The organism is Sphingopyxis macrogoltabida (assembly GCF_001314325.1).
Lineage (GTDB): Bacteria > Pseudomonadota > Alphaproteobacteria > Sphingomonadales > Sphingomonadaceae > Sphingopyxis > Sphingopyxis macrogoltabida.
Genome location: NZ_CP009430.1, coordinates 35,155 through 48,799, shown reverse-complemented (window position 1 = coordinate 48,799; position 13,645 = coordinate 35,155). Strand labels below are relative to the sequence as shown.

At 61.9% G+C, this 13,645-nt stretch carries 14 protein-coding genes; 11 read left to right on the top strand and 3 right to left on the bottom strand.

Features of this window, described 5'->3' with window-relative positions; genetic code table 11:
* Window positions 1-85 precede the first annotated feature (85 nt).
* From LH19_RS25225 to LH19_RS25210, 4 genes are read left to right on the top strand one after another with little or no spacing between them, the layout of a single operon-like run.
* Window positions 86-1,327, top strand: coding sequence for a CaiB/BaiF CoA transferase family protein (locus tag LH19_RS25225; protein WP_054734473.1), 1,242 nt, complete (start codon window positions 86-88; stop codon window positions 1,325-1,327).
* Window positions 1,324-2,481, top strand: a complete 1,158-nt coding sequence (locus LH19_RS25220) for an acyl-CoA dehydrogenase family protein (protein WP_054734470.1) — start codon at window positions 1,324-1,326, stop codon at window positions 2,479-2,481. Before LH19_RS25225 ends, LH19_RS25220 begins: the two co-directional genes overlap by 4 nt.
* A gap of 1 nt (window position 2,482) precedes the next feature.
* Complete coding sequence (locus LH19_RS25215) at window positions 2,483-3,496, top strand: acyl-CoA dehydrogenase (protein ID WP_054734468.1); 1,014 nt, start codon at window positions 2,483-2,485, stop codon at window positions 3,494-3,496.
* Window positions 3,493-4,284 (top strand): crotonase/enoyl-CoA hydratase family protein, encoded by a 792-nt coding sequence (locus tag LH19_RS25210; protein WP_054734465.1) that lies wholly within the window; start codon window positions 3,493-3,495, stop codon window positions 4,282-4,284. The genes LH19_RS25215 and LH19_RS25210 overlap by 4 nt, the downstream gene beginning before the upstream one ends.
* A 25-nt stretch (window positions 4,285-4,309) precedes the next feature.
* On the opposite strand, the gene LH19_RS25205 is transcribed toward LH19_RS25210, so the two are convergent.
* Both LH19_RS25205 and LH19_RS25200 read right to left on the bottom strand, forming a co-directional pair.
* Window positions 4,310-5,602: an MFS transporter gene (locus LH19_RS25205; RefSeq protein WP_158514491.1), complete on the bottom strand. Its 1,293-nt coding sequence runs from the start codon at window positions 5,600-5,602 to the stop codon at window positions 4,310-4,312.
* 82 nt (window positions 5,603-5,684) lie between these two features.
* Window positions 5,685-8,078: a TonB-dependent receptor gene (locus LH19_RS25200; RefSeq protein ID WP_158514490.1), complete on the bottom strand. Its 2,394-nt coding sequence runs from the start codon at window positions 8,076-8,078 to the stop codon at window positions 5,685-5,687.
* A gap of 155 nt (window positions 8,079-8,233) precedes the next feature.
* On the opposite strand from LH19_RS25200, the gene LH19_RS25195 reads away from it, so the two are divergent.
* From LH19_RS25195 to LH19_RS25175, 6 genes are all read left to right on the top strand, one after another.
* Window positions 8,234-8,911 carry an alpha/beta fold hydrolase gene (locus tag LH19_RS25195; RefSeq protein WP_054734456.1) on the top strand — a complete coding sequence of 226 codons (678 nt, stop codon included), beginning with the start codon at window positions 8,234-8,236 and terminating at the stop codon, window positions 8,909-8,911.
* Between the two features lie 687 nt (window positions 8,912-9,598).
* Entirely contained in the window at window positions 9,599-10,951 is a 1,353-nt protein-coding gene (locus LH19_RS25190; protein WP_054734453.1) for an MFS transporter, read from the top strand.
* Between the two features lie 272 nt (window positions 10,952-11,223).
* Window positions 11,224-11,586: a helix-turn-helix domain-containing protein gene (locus LH19_RS28220; protein ID WP_082396379.1), complete on the top strand. Its 363-nt coding sequence runs from the start codon at window positions 11,224-11,226 to the stop codon at window positions 11,584-11,586.
* Window positions 11,583-11,717, top strand: a complete 135-nt coding sequence (locus tag LH19_RS29700; RefSeq protein WP_257720458.1) for a hypothetical protein — start codon at window positions 11,583-11,585, stop codon at window positions 11,715-11,717. The genes LH19_RS28220 and LH19_RS29700 overlap by 4 nt, the downstream gene beginning before the upstream one ends.
* Window positions 11,718-11,729: 12 nt before the next feature.
* Window positions 11,730-12,032: a type II toxin-antitoxin system HigB family toxin gene (locus LH19_RS25180; protein ID WP_054734450.1), complete on the top strand. Its 303-nt coding sequence runs from the start codon at window positions 11,730-11,732 to the stop codon at window positions 12,030-12,032.
* Between the two features lie 12 nt (window positions 12,033-12,044).
* On the top strand, window positions 12,045-12,413 hold the full coding sequence (locus tag LH19_RS25175) for a helix-turn-helix domain-containing protein (RefSeq protein ID WP_054734448.1): 369 nt from the start codon (window positions 12,045-12,047) through the stop codon (window positions 12,411-12,413).
* Here LH19_RS25175 and LH19_RS25170 read toward each other — a convergent pair.
* Entirely contained in the window at window positions 12,410-13,006 is a 597-nt protein-coding gene (locus LH19_RS25170) for a hypothetical protein (protein WP_234716233.1), read from the bottom strand. The two genes, LH19_RS25175 and LH19_RS25170, sit on opposite strands and share 4 nt — an antisense overlap.
* Window positions 13,007-13,321: 315 nt before the next feature.
* Here LH19_RS25170 and LH19_RS28910 point away from each other — a divergent pair, with 315 nt between their 5' ends.
* Window positions 13,322-13,645, top strand: coding sequence for a hypothetical protein (locus tag LH19_RS28910; RefSeq protein ID WP_062913028.1), 324 nt, complete (start codon window positions 13,322-13,324; stop codon window positions 13,643-13,645).

Here is a 13,645-nt window from a genome sequence, read left to right as displayed (position 1 = left end):
AAGAGGAAGCCAGTTTTGTACGCATCGTCTATCGGCCACGGTCCGCTGGTCGCATCTTTCCCGTCTAACCCTGCCGAGGCGGGTCATGGTTGAGCGCACCGACGGGCAACGATCACTGGACGGCATTCGCGTCCTCGATCTGTCGCGCATCCTCGCTGGTCCATGGGCGACGCAAACGCTCGGCGACCTCGGCGCTGAGATCATCAAGGTCGAGCGCCCTGGCCTCGGTGACGATACGCGGCAATGGGGGCCACCCTTCCTTGCCGACATGGAGGATGTGGCGACCTCCGATTCGGCCTATTTTCTTTGTGCCAACCGCAACAAGCGATCGCTCGCGGTGGATTTCACCCAAGCTGAAGGCCAGGCGATCATTCGCCGCCTCGCAGTGACGAGCGACGTCCTCGTCGAGAATTTCAAGGTCGGCGGACTCAATGCCTATGGTCTCGACTATGCGGCGCTCAAGGCCCTCAATCCGCGGCTCATCTATTGCTCGATCACCGGTTTCGGCCAGGACGGCCCCTATGCACATCGGGCCGGTTACGACTTCCTCATGCAGGGCATGGGCGGCCTGATGAGCATCACGGGCTTGCCTGATGACGCGCCGGGCGGCGGTCCGATGAAGGTCGGCGTTGCGCTAACCGATATCCTGACCGGCCTTTATGCCGATATCGCGATCCTAGCTGCGCTGCGCGCGCGCGAGGTCACGGGCCAGGGCCAGCACATCGATCTCGGGCTGCTCGACGTCCAGGTCGCCTGCCTCGCCAATCAGGCCATGAACCATCTCTACGGCGGCACGCCCCGCCGCCTCGGCAATGGCCACCCCAATACCGTCCCCTATCAGGATTTTCCGACCGCCGACGGCCATATGATCATTGCCGTCGGTAACGATCGGCAGTTCCAGCGTCTGTGCGAAGCGTTGGGCCGCCCCGACCTCGCGACCGATCCCGACTACCGCGACAATCGGAGCCGGCTCGCGCATCGCGACACGCTGCTTCCGATCATCCGCGGCGTCCTGCTCACCCGCACGACCCGCGAGTGGATGGCCCTGTTCGAGCCCTTGGGGGTACCCTGCGGGCCGATCAATTCGGTCGCCGACGTCTTTGCCGATCCCCAGGTTGTCGCGCGCGGCGACCAGATCGCGCTCACCCACGCGAACGGACGAGAGATCCCGCTTGTCGCCAACCCGATCCGGCTTTCCGACACGCCCGTCGCCTACGACCGCGCCCCGCCGACGCTCGGCCAGGATTCGCGGGAAATCCTCGAAAGCCACCTCGGAATGGACGACGCCGAAATAGCCCGCCTGATCGCGAGCGGGGTCATCGCATGACCGGTCTCGCCTCGCTCGACCTGGCGGCGATCCCGGACGAAGATGAAGCACTTCGCCCGGCTGTGCGCGCCTTTCTCGAGGAAGCGGTTTGCAGCCGTCCGGCCGATCGGCGGGCACGCTCTTGGAGCGGTTATGATCCCGCGTTCAGCCGCGAGCTGGCAAGGCGGGGATGGCTCGGCTTGACGCTTCCTCCCGAATATGGCGGGGGTGGCCGGTCTTCGTTCGCGCGCTTTGTCATCGCCGAAGAGATGCTCAACGCCGGGGCACCGGTCGGATCGCACTGGATCGCGGACCGCCAGAGCGGACCCCTCATCCTCAAATATGGCACCGAAGACCAGAAACGTTTCTACCTTCCGCGCATCTGCCGGGGCGAGGCCTTTTTCTGCATCGGCATGAGCGAACCCAACGCAGGTTCGGACCTCGCAAGCATCGCCACCCGCGCCGAACGCGAAGGCGACCAATGGGTCCTGAACGGACAGAAGATCTGGACGACCAACGCGCATGGCTCGCACTTCATGATCGCGCTCGTGCGCACATCCGGAAGCACGTCCGACCGTCAGAAGGGCCTGTCGCAGGTCATCATCGACCTGTCTTTGCCGGGGGTGACCGTCCGGCCGATCGAGGATCTGTCCGGCGATTCCCATTTTTGCGAAGTTTTCTTCGAGAATGTCCGGCTGCGGCCGGACGCGCTGATCGGCACCGAGGGCCAGGGGTGGGAACAGGTGACCGCCGAACTGGCGTTCGAGCGGAGCGGACCGGAGCGGATCTATTCGAGCATGGTCCTTCTCGACGAATGGCTGGCGTTCGTCCGCACCAAGATGGGCGGTTCGCCTGCGTCGACGCGGTTGGCGGGCCGGCTTGCCGCCCATCTCGCGCCGCTTCGCGCGCTGTCGATCGCTGTGACGGAAAAACTGTCGCGGGGAGAAAGCCCTGTCGTCGAGGCTGCGCTGGTCAAGGACCTTGGAACGAGTTTCGAGCAAATGGTCCCCGCGGTCATTGCCGACGATCTGGGCAGCCGCGCGCCAGAGCTCGTACCGATGGAACTGTGGCAAACGCTGGCCTATGCAACGCAATCGTCGCCTTCCTACTCGCTGCGCGGAGGGACGCGCGAGATTTTGCGCGGGATGATCGCTCGCGGTCTGGGGCTGCGCTGAGATGGACGATATCGCACAACTGCTCGCCGAGACGCTCGATCGCTTGCTGGACGAGCATTGCACCGGCCGCCGCATTCGCGAAATCGAAGCGGGTGAACCGGCAGAGACTCTCTGGAGCTTGATAGAAGAGAGCGGCTTTGCCGATGCACTGCTTCCGGAAACAAACGGAGGCGCCGGTCTCGACCTCGCACAGACCTATCCACTCTTCGAGCTCTGCGGCCGCCACGCGGTCCCGGTACCGCTCGCGCAAACGATGGTTGCCCGCGCCGCGCTGGCGGCAGCCGGCGTCAGTCCTCCTCCTGGAAGCATCGCGATCGGCCGGGCCACGCAGGACGGTTATGGCGCGATCCATGCCCCGGCGGTATCGTTCGGCCAAGTCGCCGACTGGGCGCTCGTCGCGCTCGGCGATGCAGCGGTCCTCCTTCGGGTCGAGGTCCGCGACCGGCATGTCTTCCCGCTCGACGCGTCCCTGTCGTGGCAGGCGGCAGCCCTAACGGGTGCGGCCGCGCTCCCGATCGGTGGCACGTTGCTCGAACTCGAGGCCTGTCTCGCATCGGCGCAGCTTGCGGGCGCGATGGCGCGTATTTTCGAGCAGACGCTCGACTATGCCAACGGCCGCCAGCAATTCGGGCGTCCGATCGGCAAGTTCCAGACGGTGCAGCATCAGTTGAGCGTCATGGCGGAACTCGTGTTCGCCTCGCGCATGGCAGCGCAGCTCGGCTGTCGGGCAAGTTCCGACGAACGGTTTGCGCTCGCAGTCGCCGCCGCGAAGGCGCGAACGTCGGAAGCGGCGCTCGAGGTTGCGACGATTGCGCACGCCGTCCATGGCGCGATCGGCTTCACTGCCGAACTCGATCTGCAGCTCTTCACGCGCCGCCTGCACGCGGGACGCCTCTCCGCCGGGTCCGAATCCTTCTGGCACGACCGCCTCGGGAAGACGCTCATCGCCGAGTGGCACGGCCCCTGTCTCGATATGATTCAGGCGATTACCCGACAGGAAGGCGATGCACGATGAGCCAGTTTCTCACGGAGGCACGGAACGGCGCCGTCCTGACCGTCACGATGGACCAGCCCGAGACCCGCAACGCCTTGACCGGCAATAGCGCGGTCGAAGAATTTGTCGCCTTGTGCGCGCGGGTAACCGCCGACGCGACCGTCCGGGCAATGATCTTGACCGGAGCGGGACCGGTCTTCAGCTCGGGGGGCAATGTGAAAGCTATGCTCCGCTACGAGCAGGACGCCCCCTCGCCCGATACGATCCGGGAGGAATATCGCCAGGGGATCCAGCGCATTCCCCGCGCGCTCTACAATCTCGACGTCCCTGTCATAGCCGCGATAAATGGTCCCGCAATCGGCGCGGGGCTCGACCTCGGCTGCATGTGTGACATCCGCATCGCGTCCGAGCGCGCCACCTTTGCCGAGAGTTTCGTGAAGGTCGGCATCGTGCCGGGCGACGGCGGTGCATGGCTGTTGCCCCGCGTCGTCGGCATGTCGAAGGCCTCGGAAATGGCCTTCACGGGCGCGGCGCTGACGGCCGACGAGGCGTTGGCCTGCGGCCTCGTGTCACGTGTTGTCGCACACGACGATCTCCTCGCCGAGGCGATGGCGCTGGCTACGCAGATCGCATCGAATCCTGGGGGCGTGCTGCGCATGACCAAGCGACTGCTGCGCGAGGGCATGGGCTCGACGCTCGACTCGCTTCTCGAAATATCGGCGGGCTACCAGGCCATCGCTCATCTCTCTCCGGACCATCATGAAGCGGTCCGCGCGTTTGTCGAGAAACGCACGCCGAAATTCTCCTGAACGCCCGCGCCGCGGACGGCGCCGATCAAGCGGACGCGGTCCTGTCACCCCTCGCGCCCGGCATGCGCTCCAAGGCGAGGATGAGCGAAGCGGCGACGAGCGATGCCGGGATGCCCGCCCAGAGGAAGACCGCATAGGAGCCTTGATTGTCGAAGGCCAATCCCGCCAGCAGCGGGCCCACGCCCGTCGCACCGCTCAATATGCCCATCAGCATCCCGAACAGCGCGCCATAGTTACGAAGGTCGAAATATTTGGCGGTCAGATAGGCGGCAACGTCGGTTTCCGCACCGATGGCGATGCCGATGCAGCAGGCGATGATAAACGCCTCGATCATCGATCCGTTGAAAAAGAGGATGAGCGCACAGGCAAGCGCCGGGACGACAAAAGCCAAGCTCCCCACGATACGCGCGGGAAACCGGTCGAACAGCCAGCCTATGGCCAGCCGCCCGACTGCCGAGCTGATGCCGAGAGCCCCCGCCAGGGCCGCCGCGCTGGTCTTGCTGATCCCCGAATCGACCATGATCGGGATGAAGTGGACGAGCAGGGCAAGCGAAACGATTGCCGACATGAACGCCGCCATGCCGAGACCGAAGAAGCGCACCGACAAATAAGTCTCGCGAAGTCTGGCGGCAGGCGCGACCGGCTTGCGTGCGTGCCGCAGATCTCTGTCCGGGACAGAAGCCGGCCGATCGCGGAAAAATGCCAGTGCGAGCGGCAGGGTGACAAGCCCCCAACCCAGCGCGAGCATGATATAGGCAAGCCGCCAGCCGAAAGCGCCGATCAGATAGCTCGACAGATAGGGGGTCAGCGCAGCCGAAAGGCCGGCACCGCTCAGCGCAAGCGCGATCGTAAGGCCCCGGCTCGCCGTGAAGCGGACCGCGACCGCCGTGGTCCATACGGTTGCTTTGGCGAACTGGATCGACGCCGCAACGAGAATCCACAGCAACCACCAGTTCCAGATCGAGGGTCCGGTCGTTGACAGCAGGGCCACCGATAGTCCGAAGGCGATCACGCCCGGGATCGCCACTCGACGCGGTCCGACCCGGTCGATCAGCATGCCCACAAAGGCCGAGCAGAGAATCGAGAAAAGCGAGACGATAGTGAGGCCGGAGGTGATTTGCGCGCGCGGCCAGTCGAACGCCTCGGAAAGCGGAATGACGAAGGCACCGAGGCTGTAGATATGAATCCCGCCCATGCCGATGCCGACCATCGAGACGAAGACGACCCGCCAGCTTTCTTTCCATTCGGACCGCGCAGTCCGCTTCAACGCGGTCTTCGCACCGGCTTCGGAACCATCATCCTCGGGCTTGCTCATCATCGCGATACCATGGTGCATTCCTCAAGGCGGCTGCAATCAGGCGGCAGAGGCGGCCTGCTACCGGGACGCGCCGGTCTCCGGTCTAGAACTGGACGGTGAAGCGTGCCCAGAGCTCGCGCCCTCGACTGACCACGCCGGCGACGTCGGCCGGAACCGGGTTGATGGCCCCGGCAGCACCCCCTGTACGCGTCACGCCAATGCTGCGGGTAAAATAATAGCTGTTGCCGAGGTTGCGGCCGATGAAGGCGACCTTCCACCGGTCGTCGTCCGCCGCGACATAGAAGCCGGCATCGTAGAGCTGGTAGGCGCTCTGCCGCCCCGCCGGCCGATTGTCCGAGCTGGTGAAGAAGCTGCTGCTGAATGACATGTCGCCCGACAGGCCAAACTTCAGGTTCCCGCCTATCGGCGCCTCGTAGAGGAAACCGGCGCTTCCCGTCCAGTCGGGCGCGCGCACGAGCTGGGTTCCCGAGAGGTCCTGCGACAGCGACGACTGACCGGTCGCCGGATTGAAGCGGACCGAACATTCGGGCGCCGGCTGTGCGCTGTAACAGGCCGAGAGATAATCGGTGTAGCGGGCCTGAGTATAGGCGATGGCCCCCTTGAGCGAGAGCCCGTCGAGCGGTGTGCGGTAATTGGCCTCGAACTCGACACCCTTGATCCGCGAGCCCGCAGCATTGCGGAGCTCGGTTGCGTTGGTGGGTCCCACCGGCACGGTCACCTGCAGATCGTCGAGCTTGTAGGTGTAGGCCGAAAGGTCAAGCCGGAGCGATCCATCGAAGAGCCTGGTCTTGATCCCGGCTTCGAAACCTTCGATCGTTTCCGGCGCATATTCGATATCGGTGAAGCTGTTGGAATTGCCGACGTTGAAGCCTCCCGACAGGAAGCCGGTCTTGTATGCCCCGAAGATCGTCAGCGCATTGGTCGGCCGCCAGGTCAGCGTCGCTTCGGGAGAAAAATCGTTCCAGCGTTCGCGGTTCTTCGGCACGCCGTTGATCAGGATCGTGCGCGGAATCAGCGTGGTGCTCCCGGTGGTCGCGAGCGGTCCGGCGGTGCCGATCATCGCCGAGGGAATATATTTTCTTTCGGTCGAATAGCGTCCGCCACCTGCAAGCTCGAGCGTCGGGCTCAAGGCCAATCGCAACTGCCCGAAGGCCGAAAACGCCGAACCTTCCTGGCGATATTGGGCCTGGGTGTTGATCGTCGGCGCGACCACGTTGAAGGCGCTTCGGTTGAGGAAGTAGCCCCGCATTTCCTGATAATATCCGCCGACCGTAAAATTCAGCATCCCGTCGAAGTCGCTGGTGAGGCGGACCTCTTCGGACAGTTCGCGAATATTCAGAACCAGGTAGGAGATGCCCACCGTGGGCGCATAATAGGCGTTAGTGAAATTGTTCTTGCTGTCGGCGTGCGATCGGTAATAGCCGGTCACGCTCGTCAGGGTGAGGCTGTCCGTCAGATCATAGTCGATGTTGAGGCTGCCAAGGACCTGCGAAAATTTGCCGTAGGATTTCCCTCCATTGAACCCCGGAATCGCTCCGAGCACGTCGCCGGGCTCGCCGACGATGTTGCGCCCATCAGCCGTACAGTCATCGACCATGCCCGAGCTGAGCGGTTGAGGCGCTCCGAAGGGGCAATCGACATATTCCTGGTTCGAATAGGTCCCCGACCCGTGCAGCTTGCTGAATGCGAGCTTGGCCGTCACCGCAAGGCGGCTCGTCGGCTCCCATTTGAGGGTTCCGCGCGCCGCGATTTCATGGACTTCAGGCGACCATCGTTCGCGCGGCGCGAAAGGCGACGAAGCCGGCACCAAATTCTTAGCATAGCCCCGTGAATCGGTGCGCGACACCGCCAGCCGGGCGCCAAGCGTGTCGGACAGGGGCCCGGAGACATAGCCCTCCTCGCGAAACTCGCGCGACTCGCCTTCGAAGCCGAACATAGCCTGCGCGGCGAATTCGCGGGTCGGATCGGCGCTGCGGATAGAGACGACGCCGCCCGGACTGTTTTTCCCGAAGAAAAGCGCCTGCGGACCTTTCAGCACCTCTATCTGCTGAATGTCCATTTGCGACAATCGCCGAACCGACGCCCGTGCGATTGCAACGCCATCGATATTGAAAGCGACGGCCTGATCTCCCAACGGATTGGAATCGGCGCCTCCAATACCCCGAATGGCGACATTTCCGCCCTGGATGGTACCACCTCCCTCACCGACGACCAGCGACGGGATCGACCGTGCGATCGTATCGATCTCCGAAAGTCCCCGGCGCGCGATCTCCTGCTGCCCTATGGCACTGATGATCACCGGGACAGAAAGCGACGTCTCCTCGCGCTTGCGCGCGGTAACAATGATGTCGCCGCCGTAGGGCTCGGCCTGCGCCGCTGTGCTCATTTTTTCGGCCGCATCCTGCGCATTTGCAGGCTTGGCGCTCATCGCGAGACAGACGGTAGAGATCGCATATGTCCAATGACTCGGCTTCATTTCGAACCTCCCATTTGTCGTCAAGTCTATCGCCTGATTGTCCGACAATACGATAGTAGGAGAATGAGTCAACGAAAGATCGGCGCGCGGCCTGGTGGAAGCCGCGGTACGCATCTGCCAGGTGACCCCTGTCAAGGGTCGTGCCAAGATGCGGCATGGATATTCTTCTGATCCCCGGCTTCATGCTCGACGCCGATCTGTGGAGCGAGATGCGCGCCGCCTTGGCGGATTTCGGGCGCGCGATCGACATCGACACGGCGATGGACAGCACGATCGATGGCATCGCCGCACGCGCCCTGCGCGTGACGAACGGACCCGCACTCGTTATCGGCTTCTCGATGGGGGGCTATGTCGCGCGGCAGATCGCCTATAAGGCCCCGCACCGTATCTGCGGCCTGGCACTGGTTGCAACCTCATCGCGCGGCAGCGAGTCATTGCCTTCCCCGCCCCTTCGGCCCGGTACCTTTCGCGAACTCAGCCGAGCAGCGGTCGCTCGCTCACTCCATCCCGACCACCGCAGCGAAGCGCTGATCGTCCGGGTACAGGATATGAGCCGGCGCCTCGGCGGTGAGGTATTCGCCCGGCAAACACAATTTCACCGCGACGACGATACGGCGCGTCTCGGAGAAATCACCTGCCCTACACTCGTAGTGGCCGCTGCACAGGACGAATTGCGCACGATCGATGAGAGCCGCACCTTGCACGAGCATATTCCGGGTTCGCTGTTGACCGTCATTGAGCATAGCGGTCACCTGATTCCGCTCGAACAGCCCGGGCTGCTGATCGCGGCGCTCAGGGCGGCCTTCGAGCCTCTGCTTCCGGCCAGCAGCTAAGCGCCCGCGAGACCTCTGGCGGCGGCAGACGTTGCGCGCCACGGTGCGAAGTGGCCGTCAGCGCGACCGCGGTGCGACAAACGAATTCAGTCGTTCAGGAGCCCAGGATTAATCCCCGCAGCATCAAGCGCGCCAAAATATTCGATGAAGAGTTCACGCTCGACTTGCGTGACCGGCGCTGCCGAAATCAGGTTGGGGTTCAGAGATTAGCGACCCGGTCACAACAATGTCCGCGGAATCGTCCTGCGGAATTTCGGTGTCACCGCTGGCTGGGGCGCTTGCGTTTCGGCGGAAGAAATCGCGATTGAATTGACGGCCTGCTTCGCAAATGCCGGTGCGGGCGCCAGCATTTCCACCAATAAAGCCGCCAAACATAGAATGCGCGCACGCTATGACATGACTGGTCCCCCCTCCAGAAATTATCGTATCGCTTTCGATTGTCTTTAGTCTGATTGTCGGATAATTCAACCGAACATTCGACTGGCGGAGGGGGGAGTCGATGTGAGGCTGCACGGCGATTTATGGAATTCGATGCGGTCGTGCTCCAGACGATTGGGCCGCCGCGCGCGCCCTCCTGCAAATTCTCGGCCGGCATCCAGGTTCGTTGCAAGCTACGCTCGGAAAGTTTTCTGGCCATGCGAACAATGAATGCGATGCGCGGGAGCGCCGGAATGAGGAAATCATGCAATGGCTGGTAAGAAGTGGCGGCTATCGCCTGAGCGCGGATGGCTCATTGGCGGCTGGTACGTAGTCATCATTCTGACGCTTCTCTATATTCTCGCGCTCATCGACCGTCTGGTCTTGACGCTGCTGATTGAGCCGCTCAAGCAAGATCTGAATATCAGCGACACCGCCGTCTCGGTCTTGCTCGGTCCCTCCTTCGCGATACTTTACTCGCTTGCGGCTTTCCCGATCGCGTTTCTGATCGACCGCGGCAATCGTATCGTCATCCTTTGCACGGCTGTTTTTGTCTGGAGCGCGGCAACGATTGGATCGGCTTTCGCCGAGAATTTTACCGCCCTCGTAATTCTCCGTGCGGTCCTTGCGATTGGCGAAGCCGCTCTCGCACCCGCAGCGATTTCGTTGATTGGCGACCGCTTCCTCCCGGTCCAGCGAACGACGCCGACGGCGGTCTTCTTGGCCGGTGGTCATATGGGAACCGCTTCGACCTATTTCGTGGGAGGAGCGATCATCGCTTTGCTCGAGGGCGGCGCATTCGACATTGTTCCCGGAATGGCATCCTTGCCGATCTGGCGATCGACCCTGATCCTGGTCGGTATCCCAGGAATGCTCCTTGCGGCGCTGCTTCTGCTCACAACGCGTGAGCCCGCTCGCGGCGTGCTTGGGACAGCGGCAGTAAGGGCGCTGGAGAGCGAGGGTGCTTTCCGGTCACCGTCCGTGGCCGTCCGTTTCTATTCATGTTTTCTGACGGGCCATGCCTTCAAGGCAGTTGTCACCTATAGCGCCGTCGTGTGGTTCCCGACCTATCTCGTCCGAACTTTCGACTTGTCCCCGGCGCGTGCGGCCTATTATTTCGGATTTGCGGTGCTGCTGTCGACCGCCCTAGCGGTCGTCTCTCCCATCGCGGTCGGAAAGGTCGCGCGCCGCGGTTATCCCTCCGTCCTGATCTATACATATCTGGTCGGTATCAGCTTGGGCGGTGCGCTCTATTTGTTGTCATTGCTTCAGACCGACCTCACGCTGACACTAATCTGTGCAATCATCGGATTTGCGCTACTCGGCTGCGTCACACCGTTACCGGTCGTGGCGATTGCCATGATGGCGCCAAGCGGAATTCGCGCGCGCGTCACATCGCTCAATTATATTGCTCTCAATGTGGTGGGTTTAACCTTGGGCTCGCTGCTCGTCGCGCTGTTTTCGGATCATGTCTTTGGCGCCAAGACCGGTCTCGGATATTCTCTAATCACTGTTACAGCCATCTCCATTCCGGTAACATTCGCCTTCGTCGTATCCGCGATTCCCCCTTATGTGGAAGCAGCACGGCGTGTTTACGGCCGAAACCTAGATAAAGCGGCGTGACGCAACGCTGCTCGCGCCACAGCGCGGCAGACTTGCCGAATTGACGATGCGCAGCAGGACCGTCCGAATTCTCGCCGGTCGCGGGGCACGGGAGAAAGTTGCCAATGATACACTCGACCGATGAGATGCGATCAACAAGGTCTCGAACATCGTCCAGAGTTGACCGCGCCCGTTGCGAGACTTCGACCAGATTTACATGAAGACCGGCGACGGAACCTCGCGCAAGTGAGAACAAGTCCGCCGTCGAAAAGGCTGCAGCCGGTGAAGCCGCGTTGCTGCGCGGCCGCGTGTCCGGTCAATCGGCGATCTTGGAGATCCTTGCGGGAAACCGCTCAACGCTGAAGGTCGGCACTAGCCGCGGATCGCCAAACGCCGCGGCCAGCGCAACCGCGCCGCTGCCCCCGCGCCAACCCAAAAGGATTCGCCTCGCCAGCGTCGCAGACCTTGGCGCGCTCGTCCGCACGGCGCGACTGCAACTCGGACTTACCCAGCAACGCTTCGCAGATCTGGCCGGAGTGGGACGCCGCTTCGTTTCCGAGCTCGAAAGTGGAAAGCCCACGCTCGAGGCTGCTCGCGTCCTGCGCTGCTGTGCCGCCGCCGGCATCGACATTTTCGCAGAGCTGCGGGCGCAGTGACCGAACTCGATGTATGGCTCGAGGCGTTTGGCCTGCCGGTCGGCCGGATTGTCTCCGCCGACGCCGACGATCTCAGCTTCAGCGAGTTCCCGATTTGGGAATTTGTTATTGATTCCCGATTTGGGAACTGATATAGGCTTCAGATGAGGATCATTGCACGGAACACGCTTGTAGCGTTTTGGGCCAAGCACCCGGAGACCAAGGCATCCCTCGAACATTGGTACTCGATCACCAATGCATCGGAGTGGGCGAATGGAAATGAGGTCATGGCCTCGTTCGCGAAGGCCAAAGTTTTGAATGGGGAAAGGGTTCGGTTTGAGGTCGCGGGTGGCGATTATCGTTTAATCGTATCATTCCACTACGGCCTGAAAACTGGCTGGATAAAATTCATCGGCACTCATGCTGAATATGATCGCATCGATGCCCTGAGCGTCGATCAATTTTGAGAGGTATTGGAAATGGATATTCGTCCCATCAAGAACGACGAAGATCATGCTGAAGCGTTGGAGGAAATGAAGGGCCTTTGGAACGCGGCCGAAGGGTCTCAAGATTATGATCGGCTGGCGATCATGATCACGCTCGTCCATGATTATGAAGAGCATCGTTGGCCAATCGGCAAGCATCTCGATCCTGTGCAGGCAATCGAGGCGGCCATGGAAGCGGAAGGGCTGAACCAATCGGATCTTGCGGCTCTGATCGGCAAGAGCCGCGCGACCGAAATTCTTCGTCGCAAGCGTCCTCTGACACTCGGTATGATCCGGAAGCTCAACAAAGCTTGGCATATTCCAGCTGAGCGGCTCGTCCAGGAGTATGAACTGAGCGCTTAACCGGATTCAGCTCGGCACCGATCTGATCGATAAACGCGATGTCCGGTCACCGCGCGCACCTGATCGAGCAGCGCAAGCAGCAGGATCGTCACCTCCTCCAGTGCGAAGCCGCCATCGTCGGGCCGTCCACGATGCCAGATCGCGATGCGGTTCCATTTCCAGTAAGGCGAGAGCGTGTCGGCCAGCCGCAGCATTTCAGCGCGCTCCCAGTCCAATCCACTGGCATTGGCATAAGCAAGCGCTTTCGCGATGTCCTGTCGGATATGCTTCGCGCACCATTGATCGTCGAACCCGACATCGAGCAAATGCGCGCTAAGCCCGAGCTGTGCAATGACGCCGGCCCGGTACAGCAACACCTCGGTTGCACGCGCCTCGACCCCAAGCATTGAAAGCGCTCCAGCCGCGTCGCGGTAGCGGACCCGGCTGAGTCCCCTGCCCTCGTCGCTGCGGCGAAGTAAGGCGGCTGCATCGCCATATTGATTATGCAGCGCGGCCAGGCACGAGGCACTGCCTTCCTGGGCCGGGCCTCGTGCAGGGATCGCGGAAATGGGTGGGGGCGCTGGGTTGTCGAAATGAGGTGACCTCATCATCATCTTCCTCGCATCCTGCTGCAACGTGGGAGGTAGGATGGATGCGATAAGACCCGAACTCCCGCGCACTGGGCGCGGGAGCCGCCGGAGCTGGTAACATGCCAACGACATGCGCCGCCGCCTTTAGCCCGAGAGCCTGTACATACGCGACGGCACCCCGGAAAATGAGCTTTCCGAGTTACGTAGTTGGCGGGATTACCAGTCCCGGCGCCACCGTTTGCGCAGCGCAGGACTCGCATAACAGACAGGGACTCGCGGGCCAATAGAGCTGTGCGCTGGCGTTGAGATCACAGGAAATCGGTGTTAGATTACATTGCTATGTCCGACGACGATCTCTTCCGATCGGGTCACCGCCCGAGCATTTTCGAACAGTATGAATTCAAGTCCTACGATCCGTCGATCGAGCAGAAGCCGTTATTCCTGGATCCTACAGATCCGGATTGGTATCCAGGACATCCTCTAAGTCTGTATCGCGATACCCGGTTTGACGATGAGGAAAGAAGTCCTCGTCCGATACAGCCGATTGTACCGACCTTGCCGATTGACGAACACCGGGAAAGCATCGACCCCAACAACCCCACCAGCCTGATCGCCGGCGGCCTGATCGTCGCACTCGTCGCCTATATATTCTGGGCACTTTAG

Excerpts from the sequence above, each read along its gene's own strand:
- LH19_RS25225 (WP_054734473.1), top strand. The coding sequence starts at position 86 with ATGGTTGAGCGCACCGACGGGCAACGATCACTGGACGGCATTCGCGTC.
- LH19_RS25180 (WP_054734450.1), top strand. The coding sequence starts at position 11,730 with ATGAGGATCATTGCACGGAACACGCTTGTAGCGTTTTGGGCCAAGCAC.
- LH19_RS25210 (WP_054734465.1), top strand. The coding sequence starts at position 3,493 with ATGAGCCAGTTTCTCACGGAGGCACGGAACGGCGCCGTCCTGACCGTC.
- LH19_RS25200 (WP_158514490.1), bottom strand. The coding sequence starts at position 8,078 with ATGAAGCCGAGTCATTGGACATATGCGATCTCTACCGTCTGTCTCGCG.
- LH19_RS25220 (WP_054734470.1), top strand. The coding sequence starts at position 1,324 with ATGACCGGTCTCGCCTCGCTCGACCTGGCGGCGATCCCGGACGAAGAT.
- LH19_RS25215 (WP_054734468.1), top strand. The coding sequence starts at position 2,483 with ATGGACGATATCGCACAACTGCTCGCCGAGACGCTCGATCGCTTGCTG.
- LH19_RS25205 (WP_158514491.1), bottom strand. The coding sequence starts at position 5,602 with ATGATGAGCAAGCCCGAGGATGATGGTTCCGAAGCCGGTGCGAAGACC.
- LH19_RS25170 (WP_234716233.1), bottom strand. The coding sequence starts at position 13,006 with ATGATGATGAGGTCACCTCATTTCGACAACCCAGCGCCCCCACCCATT.
- LH19_RS28910 (WP_062913028.1), top strand. The coding sequence starts at position 13,322 with ATGTCCGACGACGATCTCTTCCGATCGGGTCACCGCCCGAGCATTTTC.
- LH19_RS25190 (WP_054734453.1), top strand. The coding sequence starts at position 9,599 with ATGGCTGGTAAGAAGTGGCGGCTATCGCCTGAGCGCGGATGGCTCATT.
- LH19_RS25175 (WP_054734448.1), top strand. The coding sequence starts at position 12,045 with ATGGATATTCGTCCCATCAAGAACGACGAAGATCATGCTGAAGCGTTG.
- LH19_RS25195 (WP_054734456.1), top strand. The coding sequence starts at position 8,234 with ATGGATATTCTTCTGATCCCCGGCTTCATGCTCGACGCCGATCTGTGG.